Raw genomic sequence first — 22689 nt, 5'->3', positions numbered from 1 at the left:
CCAATTAGGCGCTAAATACTCGCAGTAATGTTGGTATTTATTTTGAAAATGTTGTAAAATCTAACAAATATTTAGCAGTTATAAAGTACTTACAAATTATATTTATCGCTTTATTATCGCTGTACCCTCACATTTATATACGTTCCCTATCACAATCAAGTATTTATCACAAATAAAAAGTTCACAATTTGCTTTACATGAATACAACGCTGCATTACTATATGCAGCTAAATATTTTGCTTAGGCGCATGTCTCTAATATAGACAAAGCAGACGCAAAATATCTATGTGTAGGTCTCAAGGGCTGGTAATGTTTACTCATAAGCCCTTTTTTGATAGCTAGAATTTATAAAACTGTATCAAAATCAGATATTTACATAGGTGCTACTTACTTAGGTGCTACGGGTTGGATGTTATCTGCTAAGTGATTTAAGTTGAACCACTTAACAGATGACAACTATATTTTTGGTAGTTGATTAAATCGTTGATTAATAAGAAGCTTACATTATGGCATCCGAACAAACATCATCAGAATATATCTCTCACCATTTAACGCATTGGACGTATGGCTATCTGCCTGGGGAGGGCTGGAAAGTTGCTTACAGCGCAGAAGAAGCTGGGCAGATGGGCTTTAATGCCATTCATCTTGACTCTATGCTATGGTCAATCGGTCTAGGTATTTTGTTCTGTGTCATGTTTTGGATGGTGGCTAAAAAAGTCACCTCAGGTGTTCCTAGCAAAACTCAAGCAGCGGTTGAGCTGATCGTTGAGTTTGTGGACAACAACGTTCGTGACTCTTACAGCGGTACCTCAAAACTGATTGCGCCACTGGCTTTGACTATCTTTGTCTGGATCTTTTTGATGAACTTGATGGACTTAGTGCCCATTGACTTTATCCCGTCTCTAGCAGGGCAAGTTGGTGCGGCGATGGGCTATGACTCACATCATGTCTTCTTCAAAATCGTACCAACAACTGATCCTAATATTACGCTAGGTATGTCATTTGCAGTCTTTGCTTTGATTATTTACTACAGTATTAAAGCCAAAGGCGTTGGCGGATTTATTGGTGAATTGACGCTACATCCCTTTAGTGCCAAAAACCCAATCGTACAAATTATTTTAATCCCAATCAACTTTATCCTCGAGTTTGTTACTTTGATTGCAAAGCCTGTGTCACTAGGTTTGCGACTCTTTGGTAACATGTATGCTGGTGAGTTGATCTTTATTCTGATTGCGCTGATGCCGTTTTGGATTCAGTGGGCGCTGTCAGTACCGTGGGCTATCTTCCACATCTTAATCATTACCCTTCAAGCGTTCGTATTTATGATGTTGACAATCGTTTATATGTCACTTGCATCATCAACTGAACATTAATTTTTCTATAGGTAAAAGAGGATACATCAATGGATCCAGTATTAGCAGTATTAAACGGCTACACGGTTATCGCAGTAGCACTTCTTATCGGTCTAGGTGCACTAGGTACAGGTATTGGCTTTGCAATTTTAGGTGGTAAGTTCCTAGAAGGCGTTGCCCGTCAGCCAGAGCTTGGTTCACAATTGCAAACTCGTATGTTCATCGTCGCAGGTCTACTTGATGCGATTCCAATGATCGGTGTTGGTATTGCTATGCTATTGTTATTTGCAAGCCCTCTAGCAGGTTAATCAGAAAGCTCAGTTGTAAATGTTTGGCTTTTGATATTGGTAAGCTCAGTAGATCGTCAAAACTAGTAGACTTATAAGAGCCAAACATGATCAATGAAACTGATTTTTCATTAACAAAGAGGTGATCACGTGAATATCAATTTTACTATCGTCGGTCAGGCTATCTCTTTTGCAATTTTTGTAATTTTCTGCATGAAGTTCGTATGGCCACCGCTTATCGGTGCTATCAACGAGCGACAGCGCAAAATTGCTGATGGCTTAAATGCCGCAGAAAAAGCAAAAGCAGATTTGGCTTCCGCAGAGCAAGACGTCGAGCAAGAGCTTAATCTTGCAAAGACTAAAGCAGCTGCCTTGATAGAGCAAGCGAACAAAAGCGCCAACCAGCTCGTTGAAGATGCAAAAACACAAGCCCAAGTGGAAGGTGAGCGCATCCGTCAGCAAGCACAAGCGGCCATCGACCAAGAGATCAATCAGGCGCGTGAATCACTACGTGCTCAAGTGGCTGAACTTTCTGTACTTGGTGCCGAAAAGATTCTGCAAGATAGAGTCGATGCACAAAAACATGCCAGCATGTTAGAACAACTGGCGGCGAAGCTGTAACTGTGAGGATATAATGGCTGACTTATCAACCTTAGCACGACCCTACGCAAAAGCGGCGTTTGACTATGCCAATGATAACGGTGCGGTCAACGAGTGGGAAGACTTCCTGTTTGTTGCTAGCACCATTGTCCATGACAAATCGTTTCACGCCTTGCTAGAGAACCCAGCTGTTACGGCTGAGCACAATTCAGCCGCTTTAATCGATCTTTACGATACACAAGTAGCTGGCGCAAGCGACTCTGCCCTAAAGCAATTACTAGGTGAGAGTAAAGGCACACGTTACGATAGCAGCACAAGCTACCCTAAAGTATCTCTCGCGCTTAGCAACTTTATAAATCAGTTAGCGCAGCAAGAGCGTCTGGCACTGCTTCCTGAAGTTTATGAGCACTATCGTCGCCATAAAGCACTCAGCTTAAAGCAACTTGACGCCTATGTGACTTCTGCCTACCCACTGACTGACGCGCAGCGTGAAATGTTCCAATCGCGCCTTGCAGCATCACTAAATGCAAGCGTAGTGATTCACGAAACGGTCGACCCTAGTCTCTTGGCAGGCGCTACAATCAAAGTCGGTGACAAGATTATCGACGATTCTATGCGCGGTAAGTTACAACAGTTAAAAACACAGCTAATGGCTTAGTATGTTTGTAGGTACCAACCGATTGAGTTTGGGCCTCAAGGGACGTATTTGAGTCAATAGGCGAGTTATCATAAATTAAAGGAAACAAGGCAATGCAACAATTGAATCCAGCGGAAATCAGTAATCTGATTAAGCAGCGTATTCAAGACCTTGATGCAGGTGCAACTGCAAAAAATGAAGGCACAATTGTCAAAGTATCTGACGGTATTGTGCAGATTCATGGTCTTGAAGATGCCATGTACGGCGAAATGATTGAGTTTGAAGGCGAAATCTACGGAATGGCGCTTAACTTAGAGCGTGATTCTGTTGGCGCGGTCGTACTTGGTGACTTCCTAAAACTACAAGAAGGTCAAAAAGCCTATTGTACTGGTCGTATTTTAGAAGTACCAGTAGGTCCTGAGTTGCTCGGCCGTGTTGTTGATGCCTTGGGTAATCCTATTGATGGCAAAGGTCCTATCAATGCCAAGATGACGGATAAAGTCGAAAAAATCGCCCCAGGCGTTATCGACCGTCAATCCGTAGATCAGCCAGTAATGACCGGTTATAAAGCTGTTGACACCATGATTCCAATCGGTCGCGGTCAGCGTGAGCTTATCATTGGTGACCGTCAGACGGGTAAAACCGCGATGGCTATCGATGCGATCATCGCTCAGAAATCCTCTGGTATTAAGTGTGTCTATGTCGCTATCGGTCAAAAACGCTCTACGATTGCGAACGTTGTACGTAAGCTCGAGCAAACAGGCGCGCTAGAATATACCACGGTTGTTGTTGCATCAGCTTCAGAGCCTGCAGCGCTACAGTACATTGCGCCGTACTCAGGTTGTACGATGGGTGAGTACTTCCGTGACCGCGGTGAAGATGCACTGATTGTATTTGATGATTTATCAAAGCAGGCAGTCGCTTATCGTCAAATTTCACTACTATTACGTCGTCCACCAGGCCGCGAAGCCTATCCAGGTGATGTCTTCTATTTACATTCACGCCTGCTTGAGCGTGCATCACGCGTCAACGCGGATTATGTAGAGAAGTTCACCAATGGTGAAGTCGTTGGCAAAACTGGGTCTTTGACTGCTCTACCTATTATTGAAACCCAAGCCGGTGACGTCTCAGCATTTGTACCGACTAACGTGATTTCAATTACTGATGGTCAGATCTTCTTAGAGTCAAGCCTATTTAACTCAGGTATCCGTCCTGCAGTGAACGCTGGTATCTCGGTATCACGTGTTGGTGGCGCCGCCCAGACTAAGATTATTAAGAAACTCTCTGGTGGTATCCGTACCGCTCTTGCTCAGTATCGTGAACTTGCAGCCTTTGCTCAGTTTGCCTCTGATCTCGATGACGCCACACGCGAGCAGCTTGATCATGGTGAACGCGTTACAGAACTTATGAAGCAAAAGCAGTATCAGCCGATGTCTATCTCTGAGCAAGCGGCCGTTATCTATGCTTCTAACGAAGGATACTTATCGGATGTGCCTGTAGAGAAGATCGGTGCATTTGAAGAAGCTTACTTGCGTTATTTGCATGATGAGAAAAGTGACTTGATGAACGAAATTGATGACACTGCAAACTATAATGATGATATTGCTTCTCGCTTGAAGGTTGCAGTTGAGACTTTTAAACAAAACCACAGTTACTAATTAATTAGCGACTAAGTTAATAAATACTCAGTTAATAAAACTAAGTTCATAAAACTAAGTTAACGGGTTAGGCTGATTTGGTTGGTTGTATCAAGCGATGCAGCCAACTTCATATGACTATATAGTGCTACAAAATGCTAAGATACTGTTTATAGGTAACTTAATTATAAACATAGCATTGACGATATATCGTTATATTTGCTAATGCTTTTAACCCATTTATATTGGAATCATTATGGCAAGCTTAAAAGAAATACGTGCCAAAGTCACCAGTATTAAAAGCACCCAGAAGATTACTCGCGCCATGCAAATGGTCGCTGCAAGTAAGATGCGCCGTGCTCAAGAGCGCATGGACGTAGGTCGCCCGTATGCTGACAGTATGCGCCGGGTTATCTCACATTTAGTACATGCCTCATCAGATTACAAACACCCTTATATGGTATCGCGTCCCGTTGAAAAAGTGGGATACATCGTCATTACCTCTGATCGTGGTCTTGCTGGTGGTTTGAACATTAACTTGTTCAAAGCGTTATCTAAAAGTATTCAAGAGTATCAAAATCAGTCTGTACAGGCCGAGTTTGCAGTCATTGGCGCAAAAGGCGTCAGTTTCTTCAAAAACTTTGGCGGTAAAGTAACTTCAGCGGTGACTGATTACGGTGACAAGCCTACTTTTGAGCAGATCAACTCTCCAGTACAAGCGATGCTTGATGATTATAGCAATGGCAAAATAGATCGCATTTATGTGGTTTATAATAAGTTTGTCAATGCGATGACGCAAAAGCCGACGATCAATCAACTGGTACCTCTACCAGAGGGCTCGTTTGGGGATGAAGAGAGCGGTATACAAACAGAGCTAAGCTGGGATTATATTTACGAGCCTGACATCAAAACTTTGATTGATGATCTGCTTGGTCGCTACATTGAGTCAATTGTTTATCAAGCAGTTATGGAAAACGTGGCCTCCGAGCAGTCCTCACGTATGGTTGCGATGAAAGCGGCGACAGATAATGCTGGCGACTTAATTAACGATTTACAGTTGGTTTATAACAAGCTGCGTCAAGCGGCGATTACCCGAGAGATCTCGGAAATCGTTGGCGGTGCTGCCGCTGTTTCATAAGTGAAACCCTTTATAAAACCTACTATATACAGAAGTTCAAGGAGAACGCAATGAGTAGCGGTCGTATTGTACAGATTATTGGCGCGGTTCTCGACGTTGAGTTCAACCGTGACGAAGTACCCTCAATCTACGATGCTTTGCAAGTAGACGGTACTGAAACCACTTTAGAAGTCCAGCAGCAGCTGGGTGATGGTATCGTACGTACCATCGCAATGGGTTCAACCGAAGGCCTTAAGCGTAACTTGCCAGTGACAAACACTGGTGGTCCGATTGCTGTACCTGTAGGTATTGGTACTTTGGGCCGTATTATGGATGTTCTTGGTCGTCCTATCGATGAAGAAGGCCCAGTTGCAGCCGATGAGCGCTGGTCTATTCACCGTGAAGCGCCAAGCTATGCGGATCAGTCAAACAGTACTGAATTGCTAGAGACGGGTATCAAGGTTATTGATTTACTTTGCCCGTTTGCTAAAGGGGGTAAAGTTGGTCTGTTTGGTGGTGCCGGCGTTGGTAAAACGGTCAACATGATGGAGCTGATTAACAACATCGCTCTAAAGCATGAAGGTCTATCAGTATTTGCTGGTGTTGGTGAGCGTACTCGTGAAGGTAATGACTTTTATCACGAGATGCAAGAAGCGGGCGTTGTCAACGTTGAGGACTTTAGCAAATCTAAAGTTGCGATGGTATACGGTCAGATGAATGAGCCACCGGGTAACCGTCTACGTGTTGCACTGTCAGGCCTGACTATGGCTGAGTACTTCCGTGATACCAAAGATCCTGCTACTGGCAAAGGTCGTGACGTCTTATTGTTCGTTGATAATATCTACCGCTATACGCTAGCGGGTACAGAAGTCTCTGCACTACTAGGCCGTATGCCATCAGCGGTTGGTTATCAGCCAACACTTGCTGAAGAGATGGGTCTACTTCAAGAACGTATTACCTCAACGCAATCAGGTTCGATTACATCTGTTCAAGCCGTTTATGTTCCAGCGGATGACTTGACGGATCCTTCACCTGCAACGACATTTGCTCACTTAGATGCAACCGTCGTACTAAGCCGTGATATTGCCTCACAAGGTATCTATCCTGCTGTTGATCCACTAGATTCAACCTCGCGTCAGCTTGATCCACAAGTCATTGGTGAAGAGCATTATAATGTCGCTCGTGGCGTGCAGGAAGTCTTGCAGCGCTATAAAGAGCTCAAAGACATCATCGCTATCTTAGGTATGGATGAGCTATCAGAAGAAGATAAGCTAGTGGTTTACCGCGCTCGTAAGATTCAGCGCTTCTTATCACAGCCCTTCCACGTAGCTGAAGTCTTTACTGGTGCACCTGGTAAGTATGTTTCATTACGCGATACTATTGCGAGCTTTAAGGCTATTATCGCAGGTGAGTATGATGATCTTCCAGAGCAAGCCTTCTATATGGCTGGTGGTATCGATGAAGTAGTGGCAAAAGCTGAAAAAATGAAGTCTTCTGCTGCATAATCTACTTTAGACTATGAGTGAGTAGGGAGATTGACTACTCACTTATCAAGTAGCTACTTTTATAATGAGGAATTAGGTATGGCAACATTACAATGCCGCGTCGTAAGCGCTCGTGAAGAGTTATACTCAGGCGATATCAGTATGCTAATCGCAACGGGTATTGAAGGCGAGATTGGTGTATTGCCAGGTCATACGCCACTGATTACTTTATTAAAGCCAGGTCCGATGCGCGTACAAGCGGCAAATGGCGAAGAAGAAGTTATCTACGTCTCAGGCGGTGTACTTGAGATTCAGCCAAAAATGGTTACTGTACTAGCTGATACGGCTATGCGTGCAAATAACCTTGATGAGAGCAAAATCGTTGAAGCTCGCAAAAAGGCAGAGCAAATGCTAGTGAATCAATCTGATACGGTGCAAACCAATGCAGCTTTGGCATCATTAGCAGAATCAGTAGCACAGCTACAAACGATTCGTAAATTTAAGAATCGCGTCTAGTATTCTTATTAATAAAAAACAGTCCACTATGGGCTGTTTTTTTTGTCTAAAATTTATACAGCCTTGTTATAAAATAAAAGATATGGTTTGTACTGAATTTTTAATGACAACTATTAGTACAAAAATAGTTAAAATCATAATGAATCTGCCATTATATGAAGTGTCTTAAAGTCTTCACAATTTATTATCTTGTTGTAGGTATCAAGGTTTGTATCTGCGCATTACTAATAGTTAGATTATAAAATGATGAATAAGACAACAAGGCTCGCGCTAGGTTATAAATAAATTAATCTTGGACGTTAACTAAAATTTTAATAGGTATTATTTATAGGTTTTGTTAACGTCTATAAGCTATAGTATAGGAAGCTTAGGGTTTGGTAGTATACTGTGCTACCACACTTGCAATACTTAAACTAAGATAAGTCAAGCCGCTTTATTGGCATTTAATTTTGATCATTTACCATTTTTAATTTAGATGTATTAGAGGACACCAAAATGACCACGAATGAAGAAGACAACACCCCGCGAATTTTGATCGTTGAGGATGATGAGCGTCTGGCCATGCTGACCCAAGACTATTTGGTCAAAAATGGCTTGGAAGTCGCTATAGAAACAGACGGGAATCGCGCTATTCGCCGTATCGTCAATGAACAACCAGATCTAGTAGTACTCGATGTGATGCTACCAGGTAGTGATGGCTTGACGGTATGCCGTGAAGTACGTCCGCATTATCAAAATCCTATCTTGATGCTAACCGCTCGTACTGAGGATATGGATCAAGTATTGGGTCTTGAGATGGGCGCCGATGATTACGTTGCCAAACCTGCTCAGCCTCGTGTATTGCTTGCGCGTATTCGTGCGCTACTGCGCCGCTCAGAGAATGCGCCATCTGAGGATGTGCCGCAGCGCCTTGAGTTTGGTGAATTGGTTATAGACAATGGCGGACGTTCGGTTACCCTAAGCGATGAGTTGGTTGACTTTACTAGTGCTGAATATGATTTGTTATGGTTATTGGCTTCTAATGCAGGTCGTATCTTGTCTCGCGAGGATATCTTTGAGCGTCTGCGCGGTATTGAGTATGATGGTCAAGATAGATCTATCGATGTTCGCATCTCGCGTATTCGTCCAAAAATCGGCGATGATCCTGAAAACCCAAAACGTATCAAAACCGTTCGAAGCAAAGGCTATCTATTCGTAAAAGAAGGCAACTAGTTGGTTAAACTTATAGTAGCTTTCAACAAAAAACCAGCGTCAAGCTGGTTTTTTTATGGCACAGGTTTTAATTTTTAAACTTATTTATCTGATTATATGGTTTAATTAGCGATGATTGTGGGTAGTAGATCAGCATTTATCGTTTTGCTCCGTTATCTAAGTTTGATTGTCAGTAGTTGTATTGGTGTTTACCAGTTATTAGCGCCTTAGTATTTATCTCGATTTATAATGAGTGGTCATCGCACGTATGTCATTAGTTTCTTCTTTAAAGCATAGTATTTTTGTACGTATTTACGCCGGTCTTTTGATAGTCTGTTTGTGCGTGGCGTTATTTGCGCAGCTGCTCATGGATACGATCAATAAAGAGCGCGTACAGTCTTATCGCGAAGATATGGCAACAGGCGCTTTTTATCTTATTAGCGAAGGCATAGATCATCAAAAGGATGAGATACAACGAGACTATTGGCTCTCTGACGCCAGTAGTTTATTTGGCACTACTTTTAAAATAGTACCTATTGATACTATTGATTTTAATTCAAATGAGCTGCGCCGCCTCGATGATATTCAGACTATCGTGCGTTATAACAATCAACCGACTTATGCAGATATCTATCACAAGCTACCAGATGGTAGCGGTGTTTTGACCGCGAGGGTATCGCAAGTTACTGAGCAGCAAGTGCGTGCGATAGCAGTGTTTTTGTTAGATGATTTGTCTTATTACACGACTCTTTCTGAGAAGCGTGCGCGCCTAAACGTTTTGGAAGAAAAGTTTCCTTTTCCTTTGAGTTTTCAAGGTGTCAATGCGCTTGATTTAGATAGCGATCAGATGGCACGCCTTAGCCGTGATGAAGTCGTTATTTTATTGCAAGATACCAATAATAGCCAAAGTAACTCTTCAATCAAGATTGTTGTACCCTCTGAAATTAATGATATGGCGATTTTGATAGGGCCAGTACCGCTATTTAATTGGTTCCCGCTCAATCTAATCGTCAGTATGGTTTTGATCAGTATGTTTTTGATAAGCCTTGGGGTCTATGCTCTAATTTTCCCACTTGAGCGCAAACTGCAACTGATCCAAGTCGGGGTCAACGAGGTTAGTCAGGGCAACCTGGATATTCAAGTGCAAGTGATCGGTCAAGATGAGATTGCACGGCTATCAGCGACATTTAACGCGATGACTGAACATATCAAGCGTCTTATTGAATCACAGCGGGAGCTGACTCGCGCCGTCTCTCATGAGCTGCGCACGCCTGTTGCACGTATTCGTTTTGCAGTCGATATGCTAGCTGATACCGAGGATGAGGATTCGCGGTTTATGCAGCGTGATTATATCGATGAAGATATTGAGTCTCTAAACGGCTTGATTGATGAGATTTTGACTTATGCAAAATTAGAGGAAGGCTCACCCAAACTAGATCTTGAACCTGTTAATCTCAAAGAGCTCGTAGAGCAGATCGTACGAGAGACCAATGCGCTGGGCAAAGACATCAAAGTCGTCGGGAATCCGCCGAGCAGTAAAATCACAGCTATTGCTGATCGCCGCTATTTACACCGCGTGATTCAAAACTTAGCAGGTAATGCCCTGCGTTATGCGGAGACAACGATTACCATCAGTGCAGGTGTCAAAAAAGGCGATGCTTTTGTCAGCGTCGAGGACGATGGACAAGGCATTCCAGAGGCCGATCGCGAAAAGGTGTTTATTCCTTTTGCACGCCTAGATGATAGCCGTACGCGCGCCTCAGGAGGCTATGGTTTGGGTCTATCTATCGTATCGCGCATCGCTTTTTGGTTTAGTGGTAGTATGAGTGTGGATGAAAGCCCAGAGCTTGGCGGCGCCCGCTTTGTGATGACTTGGCCAATCAAGCCACTCACTCAGACGATCGCCGCCGATCAAATCACGCAAGAAAAAAGCGACCGTACTTTTGAGAGCTAAATAAAACGCAAAGATTCATCTGAAACATTAAGGCTTGAACAACAAGGCTTGAAAATCGACGCTTGAACCTGAAGGCTTGGATAAAAAGGAGATTAACTATGCCTTATCTATTTGGTGGCTTGGTATTATTAAATGCGCTCACGCTCGGCTACTTTTTATTTATCAAGCAGCCTACAACGACCCAAAGTTTGCAAGAGGCTCAGGCGCAGATTACGCAGCCCTTAGCCTTTACCAATAGCGCAAAATACATTCCACCGCCTATCGGCAGCAAAGAGTAGAGAGAATCTACTGCTAGTAGAGCTGTTTACTTTTAGAGCTATTTACTTTGTGTCCTCTGCTGTCTCAGTTGACGCGCGCTCATCCCCAGTAACTTTTGAGATGAGAGGTATACGTATACAGACCTGCAAGCCGCCCTCAGGATGATTGATGGCTTCAACCGTACCATGATGTAAGCGGGCGATTCGATTGACAATCGCCAAACCCAGTCCACTACCTTGAGTGGTACGCGCCGTTTCACCGCGCTCAAACGGCTGCATAATGCGCTCTAATTGATCCTCGGCCACGCCGTCGCCGCAGTCTCGTACGCATATTACCAGCTGCTCTTGGGCCTCTGTATTGATTTCGCTCTCACTGACAACATCCGCATCCTCTACTACAGCCGTCTCTGTAAAGGTCGGCACGACTGTCGCTGAGAGATATATAGGCGGCTTGCCATAACGTTTGGCGTTGTTGACCAGATTGATAACTAAGCGCTTGATAGAAAGAGGTCTGACCGGCACCTGCTTATGACATTGTGATTCATAGATAAAGCGCATAGGGGCGAATTGAACCATCACTTCATTAAATATCGTATCCAGATTCGTCAAACGCACAGGTTCATCAGAACCATCTTTCATATAAGAGATGAACTGCTCTAAGATAGCGTCCATATCCTCGACATCATAGATAAGACCTTCCCGAAAAAAGTCATCAGGTAGCATCTCAGCGGTCAGGCGCATACGGGTCAGCGGCGTGCGCAAGTCATGAGAGATGCCAGCTAGCATAATCGTACGCTCTTTTTGCGCCTGACTTAGAGTAGTAAACAGACGATTAAACGCTGTGTTGACCTGCCTGATTTCAGTTGGGCCAGTAGTTGTTGGCAAAGTAGTAGCGTGACCTAGACGAATGTAGTTAGTCGCGGCACGTTGCAAATAGCGCAGTGGCCGGTTGAGCTGCTGCACTAGTAAGATAATAGTCAGCAAAGTCAGTATCGGCAGACCAATCAAGAATAGGATCAAAAGTGCAGGACTATATTGCGAATAGTAAACGACTGGCTCACGAATCCAAAAGCTCTTGTCGCCGCTGTCTTGCACCCAAAGCTGCGGTGTTGGTTTGAATTTAAAGTACACCTCTACAGGTCGACCCAATTGAGCACCAATCTCACTTGATAGAACATCGGTAAATAAGCCTACAAATATTTTGTCCTCAACCTCTGGAAAATCATTGGGGCTGTCAACCACTACAACGTGTGAGTGCTGATAGATCCATTGACGCACCCTAGGGTCATCTCGCCAGTCCTCACGCGCACCATTCATAAGACGCAGCTCACTGGTCAAATAGCGGGCGTGGTTTTTGAGCTCTGGCAAATATAGACTACGCCAAAAAAACAAAATCGTCAGGCCAACACTAATGAGCACAATAAAGGCAACGACTAGGGTAGTCAGCCAACTGTTTGAATAAGAGCGTTCAAGCCAGCTTTTGCGGCGCGGCATAAGAGGTGTAGTCATAACCATTTTCGGCATTTTTGATAAGGATTATAAAGTATAGTGCAATAGCGCAAGTGACGCTACGAGAACCCTCTGCCATTGCCCCTAAAAAGAGTTTGCAAAGTCAAAGGTTACGATGATAAATCATATATAACAGGGCACAGACAAAGCGGCACAAACTACTGTTATTAAATAAAAATAGTTTATGTTTTCAACATACGAAGTCTATGATATAATTGTGCCCTTTTTGGTATACCTGCGAAAGAGAGAATTCACATGGTTGTTATTCGTTTAGCACGGGGCGGTGCCAAGAAACGCCCATTTTATCAAGTAGTCGTTGCTGATCAACGCCGCGCGCGTGATGGCCGCTACATTGAAAACATCGGCTTTTTTAACCCGCTCGCTAAAGAGTCAGAAGAAGCGGTACGTTTGAACATGGAAGCGTACAATGCTTGGATCGAAAAAGGTGCACAACCTTCAGATCGCGTGGCTTCTTTAGCAAAAGCTTACAACAAGTCTGCTAATACCGAAGCAACAGCTTAAGTTTTAGCTATTGTTTTGATTTAGTAATGGCTTAATTTTACCTTTGGGATAAATTAAGTAGCGCAGCTGGCATGACCAGTAAGCGCGATTAGTTGTTTATTATTGTTTTGTTTATTGGTTATAGCTACTGTCAGGTCAACCGTTATGTCTACGCCTACTGCTGATACGCTCATGAAAATCGGCCAGCTCAAAAAGCCTTATGGCATTAAAGGCTGGCTTTGGGTATTTAGTGATACGGATGAACGTACGGCGATATTTGATATGCAGCCGTGGTGGATGAAAACTGCCGCTGGCATGAAGCCTTTGACCGTAAAAGCTTGGCGCGAACAGGGATCGGGGCTTGTGGCTCAGTTTGAGCAAGTCCCTGATCGCAATGTTGCTGAAACGATGAATGGTGTTACCCTTTGGGTTGAGCAAAATGTGTTGCCTGAGACGAGTGATGACGAGCATTACTGGTCAGATCTAGTTGGTTTAAGGGTAACTAACGAGCAGAACGAATATCTGGGTGATATCGCTGAGATGTTCGAAACTGGTGCTCATGACATCATGCGTGTTGCAGCAACATCGGCTAGCTTAGATAGTGAAGAGCGCTTGATACCTTGGCACAAACAGACGGTATTACAGGTCGATACGACTGCCAAAACCGTTGTTGTGGCTTGGCCAAGTGATTACTAACTCATGATTAGTGACGCCTAATGTATTTTGCTGTTATCAGTATTTTTCCTGAGATGTTCGCCGCGATTCGTGAGTTTGGAATTACGGGCCGAGCAGTCGCTGGGAATCAGGTGACTATAGAATGCATCAATCCGCGTGACTATACCACTGACAATTATCGCCGTATTGATGAGCGCCCCTTTGGTGGTGGTCCTGGTATGGTGATGATGGCAGAGCCTTTAGCGCAAGCTATCGAGGATGCCAAGTTGCGTGCTGCCAAGTACGGTTGCCGTATCGATAAAGCGCATTGTCCGGTGATTTATATGTCGCCGCAAGGACAAACGCTCAGTGAGAACAGTGTGGTCAGTATGGCTAAGTTTGACGGCATGATTCTGTTATGTGGTCGTTACGAAGGTATTGATGAGCGTCTGTTATCACAGTATGTCGATATGGAGGTGTCACTGGGTGATTATGTGCTCACAGGTGGTGAGCTACCAGCGATGGTAGTTATGGATAGTGTGATACGTCGTCTGCCTGATATCATGGGCGATGATAAGTCCGCCATACAAGACTCGTTCGTCGATGGCTTGCTGGACTGCCCGCACTATACTAAGCCGCATGAGTTCGCTGATATGAGGGTTCCTGAAGTACTACTCTCAGGGCATCATGCTAATATCGCCAAGTGGCGCTTTGGACAACAGGTTACTCGTACCCAAGCGCGTCGCCCAGATCTATGGCAAGCCTTTACGCCAACGTCTGAGCAAGCAAAATGGCTTAAGGCGCTGGCTAAAGAAAACAAAGCAAAATAGTAAGTAAGTAATCAGAGTAAAAATTTGAGAATGTGCTGTTTATTGATGGCCGTATCTTAACCCCTTTATGTTGTATCTTGTTGATGACTATCACTATTTTGATAGTTGCCGATATTAGATATGATCAATTATTACAAACAGGTAGTATGCGTAAAGCCTCTATTATCTAATGTGAGGAGATAACTCTCATGAGCAACAAGCATCCATTGGTTCAAAGCGTTGAAAATGCGCAGCTGGTAGAACGTCCAAGTTTTAGTCCTGGCGATACCGTTGTTGTACAAGTAAAAGTACGTGAAGGTGAGCGTGAGCGTTTGCAGGCATTTGAAGGCGTTGTTATCGCTAAGCGTAACCGCGGCTTGAACTCTGCATTTACGGTTCGCAAAATCTCAAGCGGCGTTGGTGTTGAGCGTGCATTCCAGTTGCATTCACCAATCATCGATAGTATCGAAGTCAAACGTCGCGGTGCAGTTCGCCGTGCGAAACTTTACTACTTACGTGAGCGTTCTGGTAAATCAGCACGTATCCGCGAGAAGCTTGGCGCACGTCCAGCAAAACAAGGCGCTCAGAAAAAGACTGACGCTGGTGTTCCTGATGCGGTTGAGACTGCACCTGGTATTTAATGGGTCGAATACGACGTATACGTATTTCACTTTTTAAATACTGAGTATAAGTATCTAAGCTCATATCGACGTTGATCTTTGAACCCATTGTTTTTAGATCAGCGTAAAGCCCTTATTCATAGGTTTTATTATAAATAAGTAGGCGTACCAAAAAAGACAAAACCCCAATCTAGCAGATGTTAGATTGGGGTTTTTGTATGGGTGTTTTATTACCTTTATACATTATTCATAATATGCTTAAAAGCCTAATCAGGAATAGGCATGCGACTGCTTTGCTCATTAGACTTACTGTGCTTACGCAGACGGATATAGAGGTTTTTGGTCACGGTGGCAACCGTCTTTTGCTGCTCGTCAACGATATCTACGGTATATTCGCGAAATACCGCCTCCCCATCTTCAGTAAGACTACGGATAGTTGCAATCTCGCCTGCCGGTATTTTGATACGAGCAGTGACTTTGCTGTTGCCCGGCGCAACAAAATCAATATGTGAGCTTTTATCCCAGACTACATACTTGCTACCCAATTGATGCATCAGCATAAGCATATAAAACGGATCTACCATGGAGTAGAGGCTACCACCAAACTGCGTGCCGACAATGTTCTTGTTCAAAGCGGTCAAGCCCATACTAACCACGCAAAGTCCTTGATCCAAATCCACATAGTCAATTTTGATACCTGCACCGACATAAGGGGCGTAGGTATTGATACGTAATTTGAGCAGGTGCGGCGTAAGTAATGGTACGATATTTTTTTTGGTATTGCGTTTTAGAGTCTCAAATCGTTTGGGTAGCAGTCGCATGATGTTATCCTTTTAACCTATAGTACTTTTTATCTTATCTACTGAGGGTGGTGCTATTGAGTGATATCAAAAGAAATCTATCATAATGAAAAGCGCTTGACACTACTAGCTTCAATCGGAAATAAAAGCTATTTTATGAATAAGCTGACCCCATCTCTTAACCATATAGGATATAGAACAAAAGGTATACTGCTATGCTGCAAAACGATGAGACTGATACGATAATACGCTGTGAGCTCTGTGGTCGTGATGAGTTGGTTTTAACGCGTCATCATCTAATACCAAGATCACGCCATAACAAATCGCGCACGCAGCGCCACTTTGATCGTGAAACGATGAAAACCGACATCGCTATGCTATGTCGTCCTTGTCACAGTCAAATTCATCATCTCTTTGACAATCACGAGCTTGCTAATTATTATCATACCATCGAGCGCCTACAAGACCACAGCGAAGTACAAAAGTTTGTGAAATGGGTAAAAAAACGTCCTTCAGGTCTAAAAATAAGAGTAAAACGCTGATATATGTTGGTTAATATCCACACTAAGCTCGTATTATAAATGCTAATGTCCTACAATAGTCGCTTATTTTTTGGACGATTATGTTTGTCATAGCTTATATCGTCATTCTATCAAAATCTCAGAAAATGTGAGGAGATATGATGAATAATACGCAAATACCCGCGACTGAACCAACCAAGCAGCAACCACCTTCATCTGATCATGAGCACTCTGCAAAAAGCTACGTTGATCTTCACAAACCTAGTTCTAGTTTTAAAACCCGTAACGCTTATCTAGAACGTGAGCTACAGATCATGCAGCCCAAGCGTTGGGGTGTGAATTTACCTTTTCGCGATTATCGTTTTGAATACGAGGATACTATCCCAGCTATGGCGGCGATGATCGGCAAGGTGGTGATGGTAGGGGCTATTGCAGCTACTTTTGCAGGGCCACTGGGTTTAAGTGACGCTTTTGTACTCGAAAACGTCCGTTACGAGCTGTTGATTGTTTCCTTCTTTGTTATCTTATTTTCAGGCTTTTTTTTACCGACGGCGAATTTGGCAGGTACTCATGGGCCGCTGATTCCACTGATTCCTATTGTGGTTGCCGCAGGTGGTCACCCGATGGCTTTTGGTCTGCTGATTGGTGCGTTTGGGTTATTATTAGCCATTAGTAAAGGCGGAAGTCTGCTGGCAAACTTGACCAGTAAAGGCGTGTGCGGGGGTCTGCTGCTATATTTGGGCTTTATTGGAACTACCTCGCAGGTCAAAAACCTATTTGCTTGGGCAGAGGGCATTGGTATGGCGCATATTGCCTTTACCGTGATCTTGCTCACGATTGTGCTATACGCGGTACTAGAGAATTACCAAAAGCGCTGGCTCGCTGTGCCACTGAGCTGTTTGCTTGGCGGCGGTGTCGCCTTTGCTATGGGCGCGCCGTTTACGTTCAAAACGCCGCCAGGTTTACCAAATATGAGTCCGATGTACTGGTGGGGCGAGAACACGGGCTGGATGTTGGGTCTACCTACTATTGAGAGTTTTATTGTAGTATTGCCGTTTGCTATTTTGGCAGTCGCAATGTGGTCGCCTGACTTTTTGGGTCATCAAGTGTTTCAAAAGATCAGCTACCCTGAGCGTACTGAACGGGTACAGATGAATATCGATGACACGATGGTCAGCGCATCAGTACGTCAAGTAGCAGGCTCGGTATTGGGCGGTGCTAATTTTGCCTCATCATGGGGTACTTATATCGTTCCCGCTGCTATTGCTAAACGTCCTATTCCGGCAGGCGCAGTATTGACAGGACTGTTTTGCTTGATAGCAGGGGTATGGGGCTATCCTATGGACTTAGCCATTTGGGAGCCTGTCATGTGCGTGGCCTTGATCGTAGGGGTGTTTATCCCGCTTCTTGAGGCGGGTATGGAGATGACGCGTGAAGGCAAAACCACCCAGTCGGCTGCGATTGTGGTGTTTGCCTCGGCACTAGTGAATCCAGCTTTTGGCTGGTCGATCACGCTAGTGCTTGATAATTTAGGATTGATTGGCTCAAAAGAGCGTAGTGCAAATTTATCCAAAATGAGTCGCTGGATAATACCAGTCGTGACTTTTATAATACTAACAGGTGTGATGGCTATGGTCGGTATGCTTCCAGGTATCCCAGCGCTAGCGCCAAGCTTTCGTCAGTGAGTTTTTGGGATAAAAGTCAGCTCTGTGCTGGCTTTTTATGCTGGTAATCCCTTGATAATTATCCTGATAGTGTTTCTTGCAAAATGCCTGATATTGCCCCATCAATAAGCGTAACTTAGTATTTTATGAGTATGATTGTTTATGGACAAGGTCTCAGTCGTGGATATCACTGATAATAAATCAAAAGACAGCAACAAAGAAGACAAGCAGCTGCGTCTTAAGCATCTCATCAAGCGTCTGCCAAATCTGCCAGGCGTCTATAAGATGCTGGGTAAAAACGGCGACATCCTCTATGTTGGTAAGGCTAAATCCCTTAAAAGTCGGGTGAACAGCTACTTTGCCAAAACCATTGACCATCCCAAAACGCGCGCATTAGTTGCTCGTATCCATAATATCGAAACTATCATTACTCGTAGTGAGACCGAGGCACTGCTACTTGAGCAAAACCTCATCAAAGAGTATCGTCCGCCTTATAATGTGCTATTACGCGATGATAAGTCCTATTTGTATGTGTTTATCTCAGCGGATAAGCCTTATCCAAGATTGGCTTACGGACGCGGTAAAGGCAACCATCAAAAGGGACGCTTCTTTGGGCCGTTCCCGTCAGCGCATGCCGCAAAAGAGACGCTGGTACTGATGCAAAAGATGTTTCAGATGCGCCAATGCACTAATACCTTTTTTAAGCAGCGCAAACGCCCGTGTCTTGAGTATCAGATCAAGCGCTGCCGTGCGCCGTGCGTTGGTCTGGTATCCCCTGAAGAGTACGCTGAGGACGTCAACAACACGGTGCGGTTTTTGAAGGGTGATTCAAGCGATATTCATAGTGCACTGATCGATAAAATGGAGCATGCCGCAGAAGAATTAGACTTTGAAAAGGCGGTATTTTATCGTGATCAGCTCTCTATGCTGCGCGAAGTACAAGCGCGGCAAGCGGTCTATACGGTACAAGGCGAAGCTGATGTCATCGCGATATCGAGTCAAGCGGGCATGAGCTGCGTCAATGTGCTCACGGTGCGCGGCGGACGGGTACTTGGCGGTAAAAACTACTTCCCTGATGTCGATAGTAGCGAGCCACTAGCAGATAACTTATCTGCCTTTATTACCTCGTTTTATTTTCAGGTGACTGATGATCTACCAGCTGAGATTATTCTCAGTCATGAATTGCCCGATCAAGTAGCAGTAAGTGAAGCGCTAGCTACGCACTTTGGCAGTAAAGTGATTATCAAAACCAATGTACGTGAGCATCGCTCAGAGTGGCTGGATTTGGCCAAACTAAATACCAATAATGCGCTCAAGACTAAGCTTGGTGATTATCTAGAATTGCATGCTCGCTTTGGCGCGCTAAAAGACGTCCTAGCTGATGTCACCGATCGCACGATTGACCGTATCGAATGCTTTGATATCTCTCATACTATGGGCGAGGCGACGATCGGTAGCTGCGTAGTGTTTGATCAAGGCGGTGCGCGCCGGCGTGACTATCGTCAATATGCGATTCACGACATTATCGGCGGTGATGATTATGCAGCGATGAAACAAGTACTCACGCGCCGTTATAAAAAACAGCCATTACCAGATTTGCTTCTTATTGATGGCGGCAAAGGTCAGCTAGGCATTGCAAAAGAGGTGCTGACGGAATTAGGTATTCTTGGCGATACCTTGCTGGTTAGTGTGGCAAAAGGCGAGGGGCGAAAGGCGGGGCTTGAGGTCTTGCACTTTATCGATCATGAGCCGCTTGATTTGCCTATGGACAGTAAAGCACTACATTTACTGATGCATATTCGTGATGAGGCGCATCGATTTGCCATTACCGCGCACCGCAAAAAACGTGATAAGCGCCGCTCATCGTCAGTACTAGAAGTCATACCGGGACTGGGTGAAAAACGTCGCCGTGATCTGCTCAATCATTTTGGCGGTATACAAAAGCTACTTGGTGCCTCGCAGCAAGAGCTGGCAGGAGTTGCAGGCATCGGTCCGGTACTAGCAAAAACGATTTATAAAGTGTTGCACGAATAATCCGATTCATCATAAAAAATGCCAACAGCGATTGTGCTGTTGGCATTTTTGATTTAATTGTTGAACTGATTTTATGTGAACGTTAGCGGATCAGTCTTCTTGTCTCTTATAAGTCACAAAACGATAGTCCAGCTTGCTTTTATCATCGTGCATCTGCTCAGACTCTTGCGCCACTGCAAAGTCATCAGGCAGCTCTGGATAAAATGCATCACCACACTCAATTTGGGTCTCGACATGGGTCAGCTCAATACGATCAGTGTACATCATCGCGTCTTTGAACACTTTCTCACCGCCAATAATCCAAATGGTCTCAAGATGCGCGCCATGCGCTAGGCTCGCCGCTTGCGTCAATGCATCGTCCAAATTGTGCATGACATAAGTATTCTCGTTATCTTTTAGACCCTTTTGCTCAGCATAGTCCATCTGCGTGCTGATAATAAAGTTAGCACGTTTTGGCAAAGGTTTACTGCCCATCGACTCGAAAGTTTTGCGGCCCATGATGACGATGCCTTGAATATCATCGGCATCGCTTTGTTTAGTGGTCATCTGTTTAAAGTGCTTAAGATCCGCTGAGATATGCCACGGCAGCGCATTGTCTTTTCCGATACAGCGATTACTGCTAATAGCAGCGATTTGGGCAACTTCGGTATGGGCATAACTCATGACTTATCCTTATGACATAAAAGTAGAAAATATTTATACGGCAACTTTGGCTTTGATAGCCGGATGCGACTCGTAACCTTCAACGCTAATGTCTTCGTATTTAAAAGCAAAAATATCATTAACATCACGACTCAGTGTTAATGTCGGCAACGGCAAAAGTGTCCGCGTTAATTGTAGCTCTGCTTGTTCGCGGTGGTTTTGGTAAATGTGACAATCGCCGCCTGTCCAGATAAACTCGCCAACCTCTAATCCGCACACTTGCGCGATCATATGGGTCAGTAGCGCATAACTAGCGATATTAAACGGTACGCCCAAGAACAGATCGGCTGAGCGCTGATAAAGCTGGCAGGAGAGCTTGTTGCCTGCGACAAAGAACTGAAATAGCGTATGACAAGGCGGCAGCGCCACTTGGTTGGCCTCTACAGGATTCCAGCCTGAGACGATTAAACGGCGTGAGTTGGGATTGGTCTTTATTTGCTCAACGACCTCGCTGATTTGATCGACGCCGTCATTATTGTATTGGCTTTGATGATTGTGCTGACTCTGCTTATTCGTCGCTATTTTAGCAGCGTCATCCTTCTTACTTGCGCCATAATTGCGCCACTGATGACCGTAGACTGGGCCTAGATCACCCGCAGGACGGTTGAAGCGCGCGGTCTGCTCGCCAGTTGCCCATTCATTCCAGATACGCACACCGTTTTGTTGCAGATACTCAACGTGAGTGCTACCACTCAAAAACCATAATAACTCATAGACGATGGACTTAAAGTGCACCTTTTTGGTCGTCAGTAGCGGAAAGCCATCAGCCAAATCAAAACGCAATTGCGCGCCAAAGTGACTAAGCGTACCTGTCCCCGTACGGTCGCCCTTTTCGGTGCCGTTGTCCAATACATACTGCAGTAAGTCGAGATAGGCTTGCTCGTTTTTGTTGTTACTAATCATAAGATGCTCTCTAGCGCTTTAATAATGAATTAATAAGCTTGCTTGCCCCAATCATAAACACTGCGTCTGTAAGCCAAGATAATGAGAACGATACCGATAATAATCATCGGCGCACTTAATATCTGCCCTTTGGTCACCCAGCCTAATAAGATAAAGCCTTGATCAGCGTCAGGCTGACGGAAGAACTCAGTGATAAAGCGGCTAAAGCCATAACCGAGCATGAACACGCCAGTTACCGCCATACGTGGGCGCGGTTTTGACGAATACCACCATAATAATAAGAAAAGAAGCAGGCCTTCAGTGAGCGCTTGATAGAGCTGCGAAGGATGACGCGGCAATAGGTACTGTCCATTAACCTCAGTCATTATCGTTTGTAGAGCTGGATTGTTCTGTAGCAGCTGCATATCGAACGCCGCTGCTTGCGGAAAGTAGGTGAGCCAATTATAGCCGCCATCAGAGACGCGTCCCCAAAGCTCGCCATTAATATAGTTTCCTATGCGCCCAAATAACAAGCCTGTCGGCACGCAAGGGACAATAAAATCGAGCACTTGAAACGGCGTCTTTTTGTATTTGCGGGCAAAGTACAACATCCCAAGTGCCACACCGATCAGGCCACCATGAAAGGACATACCGCCTTCCCAGACTTTGAGCAAGTAGGCGGGGTTTTGTAGTAGCTCGCCGAACTGATAAAATAACACGTAACCAATACGCCCGCCCAAGATGACGCCGAGTGCACCAAAGAACACTAGATCTGAGACCATATCTGTAGACCAAGCCTCAAGCTTGGTGCTGCGATACCACGCCAGCCCGTAAGCGGCAGCAAAGGCCAGTAAATACATAAAGCCGTACCAGTGGACTTCAACAGGGCCAAGCGCTAAGGCAACAGGGTCATACTGGGGATGAATCATCATAAGGGCATCATACAATTGATAATAGAATG

General features: G+C 44.6%; 23 protein-coding genes. 18 read left to right on the top strand and 5 right to left on the bottom strand.

Going from position 1 to position 22689, the window contains the following annotated elements; translation table 11 throughout:
• Nucleotides 1–506: 506 nt before the first annotated feature.
• The 11 genes from atpB (at nucleotide 507) to ACTXGE_RS07320 (ending at nucleotide 11053) form a co-directional block, all read left to right on the top strand.
• Nucleotides 507–1373, top strand: a complete 867-nt coding sequence (gene atpB, locus ACTXGE_RS07370; RefSeq protein WP_443542730.1) for a F0F1 ATP synthase subunit A — start codon at nucleotides 507–509, stop codon at nucleotides 1371–1373.
• Between the two features lie 29 nt (nucleotides 1374–1402).
• Nucleotides 1403–1660 (top strand): F0F1 ATP synthase subunit C, encoded by a 258-nt coding sequence (atpE, locus tag ACTXGE_RS07365; protein ID WP_317200039.1) that lies wholly within the window; start codon nucleotides 1403–1405, stop codon nucleotides 1658–1660.
• Nucleotides 1661–1789: 129 nt separating this feature from the next.
• Nucleotides 1790–2260, top strand: coding sequence for a F0F1 ATP synthase subunit B (locus ACTXGE_RS07360; RefSeq protein WP_317200040.1), 471 nt, complete (start codon nucleotides 1790–1792; stop codon nucleotides 2258–2260).
• A gap of 13 nt (nucleotides 2261–2273) precedes the next feature.
• Nucleotides 2274–2897: a F0F1 ATP synthase subunit delta gene (locus ACTXGE_RS07355; protein WP_443542732.1), complete on the top strand. Its 624-nt coding sequence runs from the start codon at nucleotides 2274–2276 to the stop codon at nucleotides 2895–2897.
• Nucleotides 2898–2989: 92 nt separating this feature from the next.
• Complete coding sequence (atpA, locus tag ACTXGE_RS07350; protein WP_317200042.1) at nucleotides 2990–4534, top strand: F0F1 ATP synthase subunit alpha; 1545 nt, start codon at nucleotides 2990–2992, stop codon at nucleotides 4532–4534.
• A gap of 235 nt (nucleotides 4535–4769) precedes the next feature.
• Nucleotides 4770–5651, top strand: coding sequence for a F0F1 ATP synthase subunit gamma (gene atpG, locus ACTXGE_RS07345; RefSeq protein WP_317200043.1), 882 nt, complete (start codon nucleotides 4770–4772; stop codon nucleotides 5649–5651).
• 50 nt (nucleotides 5652–5701) lie between these two features.
• Entirely contained in the window at nucleotides 5702–7135 is a 1434-nt protein-coding gene (gene atpD / locus ACTXGE_RS07340; protein WP_317200044.1) for a F0F1 ATP synthase subunit beta, read from the top strand.
• A 78-nt stretch (nucleotides 7136–7213) separates the two neighbouring features.
• Complete coding sequence (locus tag ACTXGE_RS07335; RefSeq protein WP_435949805.1) at nucleotides 7214–7630, top strand: F0F1 ATP synthase subunit epsilon; 417 nt, start codon at nucleotides 7214–7216, stop codon at nucleotides 7628–7630.
• Between the two features lie 495 nt (nucleotides 7631–8125).
• Nucleotides 8126–8842, top strand: coding sequence for a response regulator (locus tag ACTXGE_RS07330; RefSeq protein ID WP_317200046.1), 717 nt, complete (start codon nucleotides 8126–8128; stop codon nucleotides 8840–8842).
• Nucleotides 8843–9089: 247 nt separating this feature from the next.
• A complete protein-coding gene (locus ACTXGE_RS07325) occupies nucleotides 9090–10775 on the top strand; it encodes an ATP-binding protein (protein WP_317200047.1) in 1686 nt (561 codons plus the stop codon).
• A gap of 98 nt (nucleotides 10776–10873) precedes the next feature.
• A complete protein-coding gene (locus ACTXGE_RS07320) occupies nucleotides 10874–11053 on the top strand; it encodes a hypothetical protein (RefSeq protein ID WP_317200048.1) in 180 nt (59 codons plus the stop codon).
• Nucleotides 11054–11095: 42 nt separating this feature from the next.
• Here the strand turns inward: ACTXGE_RS07320 and ACTXGE_RS07315 are convergent, their stop codons facing one another.
• Nucleotides 11096–12541 (bottom strand): ATP-binding protein, encoded by a 1446-nt coding sequence (locus tag ACTXGE_RS07315; protein WP_443542737.1) that lies wholly within the window; start codon nucleotides 12539–12541, stop codon nucleotides 11096–11098.
• Between the two features lie 255 nt (nucleotides 12542–12796).
• Between ACTXGE_RS07315 and rpsP the strand changes: the two genes are divergently transcribed.
• The 4 genes from rpsP (at nucleotide 12797) to rplS (ending at nucleotide 15146) form a co-directional block, all read left to right on the top strand.
• A complete protein-coding gene (gene rpsP, locus ACTXGE_RS07310) occupies nucleotides 12797–13063 on the top strand; it encodes a 30S ribosomal protein S16 (RefSeq protein WP_317200050.1) in 267 nt (88 codons plus the stop codon).
• 144 nt (nucleotides 13064–13207) lie between these two features.
• Entirely contained in the window at nucleotides 13208–13738 is a 531-nt protein-coding gene (gene rimM / locus ACTXGE_RS07305) for a ribosome maturation factor RimM (protein WP_317200051.1), read from the top strand.
• Between the two features lie 20 nt (nucleotides 13739–13758).
• Entirely contained in the window at nucleotides 13759–14526 is a 768-nt protein-coding gene (gene trmD / locus ACTXGE_RS07300; RefSeq protein WP_443542740.1) for a tRNA (guanosine(37)-N1)-methyltransferase TrmD, read from the top strand.
• A gap of 188 nt (nucleotides 14527–14714) precedes the next feature.
• Nucleotides 14715–15146 carry a 50S ribosomal protein L19 gene (gene rplS, locus ACTXGE_RS07295; RefSeq protein ID WP_317200053.1) on the top strand — a complete coding sequence of 144 codons (432 nt, stop codon included), beginning with the start codon at nucleotides 14715–14717 and terminating at the stop codon, nucleotides 15144–15146.
• Between the two features lie 245 nt (nucleotides 15147–15391).
• Here rplS and ACTXGE_RS07290 read toward each other — a convergent pair whose 3' ends face one another.
• On the bottom strand, nucleotides 15392–15946 hold the full coding sequence (locus tag ACTXGE_RS07290; RefSeq protein ID WP_317200054.1) for a DUF4442 domain-containing protein: 555 nt from the start codon (nucleotides 15944–15946) through the stop codon (nucleotides 15392–15394).
• Nucleotides 15947–16140: 194 nt separating this feature from the next.
• Between ACTXGE_RS07290 and ACTXGE_RS07285 the strand changes: the two genes are divergently transcribed.
• The 3 genes from ACTXGE_RS07285 to uvrC all read left to right on the top strand — a co-directional run bounded on the left by ACTXGE_RS07285 (nucleotide 16141) and on the right by uvrC (nucleotide 20144).
• Nucleotides 16141–16467, top strand: coding sequence for an HNH endonuclease (locus ACTXGE_RS07285; protein ID WP_317200055.1), 327 nt, complete (start codon nucleotides 16141–16143; stop codon nucleotides 16465–16467).
• Between the two features lie 140 nt (nucleotides 16468–16607).
• Nucleotides 16608–18131 (top strand): DUF3360 family protein, encoded by a 1524-nt coding sequence (locus ACTXGE_RS07280; RefSeq protein ID WP_443542816.1) that lies wholly within the window; start codon nucleotides 16608–16610, stop codon nucleotides 18129–18131.
• Nucleotides 18132–18272: 141 nt separating this feature from the next.
• A complete protein-coding gene (uvrC, locus tag ACTXGE_RS07275) occupies nucleotides 18273–20144 on the top strand; it encodes an excinuclease ABC subunit UvrC (protein ID WP_443542741.1) in 1872 nt (623 codons plus the stop codon).
• Between the two features lie 90 nt (nucleotides 20145–20234).
• On the opposite strand, the gene ACTXGE_RS07270 is transcribed toward uvrC, so the two are convergent.
• Genes ACTXGE_RS07270 through lgt form a run of 3 tightly spaced genes read right to left on the bottom strand, consistent with a single transcriptional unit; the run spans nucleotide 20235 to nucleotide 22660 of the window.
• Entirely contained in the window at nucleotides 20235–20807 is a 573-nt protein-coding gene (locus tag ACTXGE_RS07270) for a dihydrofolate reductase (protein WP_443542743.1), read from the bottom strand.
• Nucleotides 20808–20840: 33 nt separating this feature from the next.
• Nucleotides 20841–21749, bottom strand: coding sequence for a thymidylate synthase (locus ACTXGE_RS07265; RefSeq protein WP_435949801.1), 909 nt, complete (start codon nucleotides 21747–21749; stop codon nucleotides 20841–20843).
• A 29-nt stretch (nucleotides 21750–21778) separates the two neighbouring features.
• A complete protein-coding gene (gene lgt, locus ACTXGE_RS07260) occupies nucleotides 21779–22660 on the bottom strand; it encodes a prolipoprotein diacylglyceryl transferase (RefSeq protein ID WP_443542745.1) in 882 nt (293 codons plus the stop codon).
• Nucleotides 22661–22689 lie beyond the last annotated feature (29 nt).

Source organism: Psychrobacter sp. T6-4 (assembly GCF_052258425.1).
Lineage (GTDB): Bacteria > Pseudomonadota > Gammaproteobacteria > Pseudomonadales > Moraxellaceae > Psychrobacter.
Note: the sequence above shows the minus strand (reverse complement) of the source record. Positions and strands in the feature narration are given on the sequence as shown.